2 protein-coding genes and 1 pseudogene are annotated in these 4,959 nt (G+C 48.3%); 1 reads left to right on the plus strand and 2 read right to left on the minus strand.

The genetic code is table 11. The annotated features are described in order from the left end of the window. The first annotated feature begins 8 nt into the window (after positions 1–8). Positions 9–1,400 (plus strand): glutamate--tRNA ligase, encoded by a 1,392-nt coding sequence (gltX, locus tag GAC_RS01895; RefSeq protein WP_080567286.1) that lies wholly within the window; start codon positions 9–11, stop codon positions 1,398–1,400. 678 nt (positions 1,401–2,078) lie between these two features. Here gltX and GAC_RS01900 read toward each other — a convergent pair. Further along, on the minus strand, positions 2,079–3,674 hold the full coding sequence (locus GAC_RS01900) for a porin (protein WP_010264914.1): 1,596 nt from the start codon (positions 3,672–3,674) through the stop codon (positions 2,079–2,081). Between the two features lie 434 nt (positions 3,675–4,108). Beyond that, positions 4,109–4,959, minus strand: a pseudogene (locus tag GAC_RS01905) (porin); the annotation flags it as partial.

Below are 4,959 nucleotides of genomic sequence, written 5' to 3' on the forward strand. Positions count from 1 at the left end.
TGCGCGTTATTACCAGGTTTGCTCCGTCTCCAACCGGAAGCTTGCATCTGGGTGGAGCGAGAACTGCTCTGTTCAATTGGTTGTTTGCCAGGCGCCACGGTGGCCAGTTCCTGCTCCGTATGGAGGATACAGACCAGGAAAGATCTTCCGAAACCGTTGCGCAGTCTATTATCGAAGACATGGCGTGGCTTGGGCTGCATCACGACCAAGATGTAGTGATCCAGTCTGCGCGGAGAGAACGCCACACACAAGTAGCAGAGGAGTTGCTTGCGCGCGGCAAAGCTTATTACTGCTATTGTTCGGAAGATGATATTGCTGCTGAAAAACTGAGGCACGAAAATGAGGGTAAACATTACCGGCATCACTGCCCATCAAGGGATGCAAATCACGCACAGTCAGGCACTGCTGGGGTTTTGAGGCTTAAAAGCCCCGAAAACAGGGAAATAAAGTTTACGGATGGAGTATATGGGGAAATATCTGTAAGCAGTGAGCAGATTGATGATATGGTCATACTGCGGTCAAATGGCCACCCGACATATCTGCTGGCAGTGGTAGTGGACGACCACGACATGTGCATCACCCACATTATAAGGGGCTCCGACCACATAACAAACACGATAAAACAAATGTTGCTTGCCGAGGCTATGGGCTGGGACAATCCCCAGTTTTGCCACATACCCTTGATACATGATGAAGGAGGAGCAAAACTGTCGAAAAGAAACCGTGCACCGGGAGTGCATGAGTATCGGGAGCTTGGTTTTTTGCCCGAGGCTGTGTGCAACTACCTGCTGCGCATGGGTTGGAGCCACAAGGATGAGGAAATTATAACAATGCAGAGTGCAACTCAGTTGTTCTCAATAGAAAAAATCGGCACTTCCCATTCGTGCTTAGACAGCAAAAAACTGCTATTTTTAAACCATCACTACATGAACCAAAAAACTGAGCTTGAGATTCTTGGGCTCCTGCTGCCGTTTTTGGAACAAGAACTGGGCCACACCGTTGCTGAAACAAAACTCGCTCGGCTTTCTTTGGGAGTAAAAAAGCTCATGGAAAGGGCCAAGACTCTGGCTGATCTCGCTAGAGATTCGGTGTTTTATGTCCAAAATATACCAATTTCCGTTGATGACGATGCAAAGCAAGTTATTCTCAAAAGTTCAGAGCTGCTAGCCAAACTTGTAGGTGCAATGTCACAAATAGAGCCAAAAACCTGGACGAAAGACTTTTTATCTTCGTATATCAAGGAATGGACAAAGAGCAACGATGTGGTGATAAGTGATGTTTATCACCTGCTGCGCGCAGCCATAGCGGGAAGGCTTAGCACCCCGAGCATATCAGAGGTTATGGAAATATTGGGACAGGAAGAATGCATCAGTAGGCTGCGGTTTTTTCTCAACTCATGACGTATTGCACGCCAAGGATTATAGGGGTGTATTATACCAGTGCATGAAGCACCTTGTCGCTAGCAATGCATGTAAGGCTAATTCTTTACTACTTAGCACAGCACAGAAAGCTGCAGCGTATATGGCTGAACACTACAACGCTTTACTGAGCAGCATTATAGTATATCAGTGTGTAAACACTTGCCCAACTAATCCATCCAGCAGCAGCACACTTAGGAAAGTGGCAGCAATGCAATGCAACACCTTGTACCACTGCTAGGCTTTTCTTCTATACTTTCAAGCATAGCAGCAAGACTGTACAATGCTACTAGTAAGGAAGACTTGGTCTATGCAATAAGTGTGGATAATGCCCGGCTTATCATGGAAAGCCAAGACTTTAAAGATGCAGTATGTAACAATTGAACTAGCGTTTTGCATTCGCGCCCACAAAATTCCTACTTTCCGAAAACGTTGAGTTGTTACGGATGTTTCACACAAGCGGGCCACGTGGGGGGAAAGTCTGGGAACACATTGGGTAAACCCTGGTGACCTTCCCACAACTCCCGGGGAAGGCTGCGCACCTCCAGCATGCAGGCTTGAGCACAAGAGTATGCGCAGCAGTACAGCTAATCAGGTAACAACCCCGCCAGCAAAGTAAGCGCAGCAGGCGGGGATTTGCTTCTTCCGACAGCGGTAGGCCTAAAATTTGACCTTCATCCCAGCGAGCATCACTCGCCCATTATTTACGCCATTAGTTTTCTCGCTGTCTAACACCACAGAAGACCGTGCGTTAAAGTAGTGGTAGTTCGCAAAGAATGAACAGTCAACCCTAGAGGCGCTTGTGGAAACATTATATTCCGCTCCCAGCGCAATTTCGTTTAGCTTATTGCCGCTATAATTGCTACCCCTATAGATTGCTGAGACGTACGCCCCGTTATATTCATATCCACCTCCCAGCGTCCAAAAGTAGGTTCCTCCTGTCTTGATAAGCACTCTGTCGCGGCTATCGAGCACAAACTTTTCCCCGTTCCAGGCGTACATGTTGTTCACTCTATCTATCGGACCGAGATAACCGTAAGAGGCCGCCAATTTCAGATTTTTGTAACCAAACATCCCACCAAAGGCTATGTTTTTCACATCATCCAATTTTGCAAAGGAAACGTGCTCGTTCAACAGCCCTTTTTTGCTTTTCGCATACTCGCTGATTGCTGACACCTTAAAGTCCACCCCCTTGAATTGCGCTGAGTAAGTCATAGCGACATTAATCACGCGCTCGTACAAAGGCAATACGTGGCGAGTTCTGGCGTTTTGTTCCTCAACCACCGCATTCTCAAGAGTTCCCCGTAAAAAGCCCAGGCCAAGCCCAAGAAGCCCGCTTACGGGAGTTTGTGTTTTCACAGCAAGCTTACGTGGCACGTGGGCACTGATCACCTTATCCTCATCGTACCCGAACGGTGAGTAGCTGACACCCAGTCTCAACCCACCAAAACTTGGGGAGAGGTATGAAAATCTGAAAGGCAATGCATTAACTAGGTTAACTGGCAAACCGCGATTGGAGGCGCTAGAAACCCCTTTGGAGAATCTGTTACTGCCCTCCAGTATGCTCTGGCTGTACAGTCCAGTAGACAGGTAAAATGTATTCTCCAGATACCGCTTCCTCAGCTCGTTTGGAAGATCTACTGCATCGGCATCAGAGTTTTCCAAGGGGTCATGAATACCTCGCAGATTTACATATCGCATCCAAACATTGCTGTTATCCCCTGCCCCTATACTAAAAGCGTCGACTTTCATCAGGGAATCAACGCCCTCTTGGTACCCGGCCCTCAAGTCACCAAACTGTGTGTTGACGAATACGCGCGCACCCCTGCTACCAACTTGCTTAAAAGAAACGTACTCGCTCTTCTGAACATATGGCACATCGAGCTCTAAGCTTCCCCCATAGGAAACACCCAATACATCGTTGCGTCCTTCAGCAGTGATGTTCAACATCCCATCTGAGGCGAACCCGTACTTCCTTGAATATTCAGAAGGAGAGTCACCTCGTTGTATGCCCTGAGTGCGGTAGTAGCCACTTTGAAGTGAGACCCACCCGTGAGTAATTAGGCTTCCACCTATATCTATAGAGGGCACGGTACTGGCATATTGGTCAGCTGTGTTGTATTTGTTTTGTCGCTCAGCAGAGGCGACGTTTCCATTACTGTGTAACTTTTGGCCACGAGATACGGCAAATGCATCGCCCGCCTCGCATAACACCAAAAGAGACGCAAGAGCAGTGGAAAAAGAAACTCTCGTCATTGTGTATTACCCGATTAAACATTGAAAATATGTTAGCTGTACGAGCTATACTTAATGAGCGGCAGTAAACATGTCAAGGAATTAATACTGATATAGCATAATATTATTATGATATATAATTATATTTACGTTTTACATAGCAAAATCCCCAATTTCTTAGGATTTTTCTATAAAATCTAGACGCCAAGACAGAAAATCACAGAAAAGATTGGGGGAAGAAGCACAAGGAGAAACGCGTGCGCCGACAGCGCGGGTACATTGCCACCCATAACACGCAACGGCATCCTAAGCTGTTGAAAGCGCAACCGAGTGTAGCACGTTGCAAGAAACACGACCAACTATATAACCCGGACTATCGGCGCGACTCACAACTGCCGCGAGAGAGGCAGGGCCCCCGCTGCCGCCGCAGTCATCAGGCCCTGCCTCAGGAAAGACTAAAAATCAAACTTCACGCCAGAAAGGACCACAACCCCATCATGTTTGTGGCTTTCACGCTCCTGAGGGCTGGAAGTGGTGCGAACATAATCCCCGCGATCCTCCCTCTTAAACTCACTAGACCTCTGCTCTAGGGAAAATGCGTGACAGCTGACAAACAACCCAAACCTGGTGCCCCTTTTTTCATACAAATTGTAGCCAAGACCAATAGCCAAATCCCTCAGTACGTGCTCACCATCAAACCCCTTGCTATAGTCGTGGTACGCAGCACCGCCGCGAGCGACACCAGCAGTGTGACCAACCCTACTGACAAAGTACACTACACTGGAGTAGAAATCGCCATAGCCATACCCCAGCGACGATGCAAAGTAATATGAGGGAAGGTTGGTCCCATATGGCACTTCCCAAGTCCTACCACTCTGACTGACAACTCTTGGGCGCCCAGAACTACCTAAGTACCCGTATGATACCGCGGCCTTCAGCCCGGCAAACTTCACCTCGGCACCAGCTGATAGCGCAGCGAGATTATTATATTCCACGAAAGAGCTTGTGCCTGGATTTAGTATGTCTGTATACCGCTTCGGCCTCGCGTACTCACCAGTGACAGACAAGCCTACCGCTACATCGCTATCACCCCAGTCATAGCGCAACGCGCCACTGAGTATGTTCTTGTAGACGGGGCCCAAGTCAAAACTGGGCTTCACAGCGACAAGAGCAAGTTTCGCATCTCCCGCGGCCTCACTACCGCTCTCCTCCTCGCTACTCAGACTCCGCCCAACACCGAGCCTATAGGCATCACTCTTAAACAGATCATCTCTGTAGCCAGACGGAGAGTAACTTACTCCCAACG

Source organism: Anaplasma marginale str. Florida (assembly GCF_000215485.1).
Taxonomy (GTDB): Bacteria; Pseudomonadota; Alphaproteobacteria; order Rickettsiales; family Anaplasmataceae; genus Anaplasma; species Anaplasma marginale.

Coding starts and splice junctions, on each gene's coding strand:
- GAC_RS01900 (WP_010264914.1), bottom strand. CDS start 3,674: ATGACGAGAGTTTCTTTTTCCACTGCTCTTGCGTCTCTTTTGGTGTTA.